The sequence below is a fragment of the Acidithiobacillus albertensis genome (genome assembly GCF_001931655.1).
In the GTDB taxonomy this organism is placed as follows: Bacteria; Pseudomonadota; Gammaproteobacteria; order Acidithiobacillales; family Acidithiobacillaceae; genus Acidithiobacillus; species Acidithiobacillus thiooxidans.
On sequence record NZ_MOAD01000094.1, the window covers coordinates 1 to 1,106 of the forward strand.

The following is a 1,106-nucleotide window of genomic DNA, read 5'->3' on the forward strand; positions in this document are numbered from 1 at the left end:
GGTTTGGAGCAGGAAATAGCCGCACAAAAGGCCAAGTACGACAGCAATCGTCAGGCCTTGGCGACACTGTGCGGTGTGGGTGTCCAACTCCCCTTGGTGCTGCGTCATTATCAGCCCAATCTGTTGCAGACCCATTGGCAGCAACCCAGCGCTGTTCCGGCTGAATGGATTGCCGAGCGGCCGGATATTGTCGCCCAGCGGATGACCATCAAGGCGGCTGCTGCAGCGGTGCATATTGCCCGCGATGCCTATTATCCCAATATCAATCTGGTGGCTTTTGCGGGTGGTTTGGCAGCGGCAGGCGGCTTGTTTACTTTTTTGAATCCGGGGTCCTTACAAGCAGGTGTGGGACCAGCTATCAGTTTGCCATTGTTTACCGGGGGGCGACTGCGGGGCCACTTTGATGCCAGTCAGGCGAAATATCAGCTGGCTCGCGCCGCATATCAAAAAAGCTTGTTACAGGCTTTGCAGCAAGTCGCTTTCAGTCTGAGACAATTGCAGTCTGCCAGTCAGGAGCGGAAAATCTTACAGCGGCGTGCGCAAGCCTTGTCGCGCAGCGCGGCTTTACAACAACAAAGATATCAAGCGGGTCTCAGTAATGCCCTGCCAGTCATGACGGCGCAACTGCCGATCATCGACAATCAGATGCAGCAAATTCGCCTGGATACTTATGCCCGGCAGAATCTGATCAAACTCTATGCCGCTCTGGGGGGTAGGGTGATTCCAAAAACCTGGACGGGACCGCATTCACCATCATGAGTACCCTGAATCTTGCCAGTCGCCAATATTGGCAGAGTTTCTACCAGCATGATCTGCAAACCTGGATTTTCTGGGCCAAGACAGCCGCTGCGGCGCTGATTGGTCTCTGGTTGGCTTATAGATTCCAGCTGGACTCTCCCAGTACGGTCGTAATCACCGTGTTTATTGTGATGCAGTCGCGTAACGGGATGGTTCTGGCCAAGAGTTTTTACCGGGCGATTGGTACTATTGCAGGCAGTATTGTCGCCTTGTTGCTGGTAGCGACATTTCCGGATGAACGACTGGGATTCCTTGCCGGCTTGGCCCTCTGGGTGGGATTTTGCACTGCCGGGGCGCGTTATTTCCGT

General features: G+C 54.4%; 2 protein-coding genes. Both read left to right on the plus strand.

The genetic code is table 11. The features are described 5' to 3' along the window. A partial coding sequence (locus tag BLW97_RS18235) for a TolC family protein (RefSeq protein WP_158025242.1) occupies positions 1-759 on the plus strand: 759 nt, incomplete at its 5' end. Further along, positions 756-1,106: FUSC family protein (locus BLW97_RS18240; RefSeq protein ID WP_207650653.1), on the plus strand; the 351-nt coding region annotated here is incomplete at its 3' end. The genes BLW97_RS18235 and BLW97_RS18240, both read left to right, overlap by 4 nt.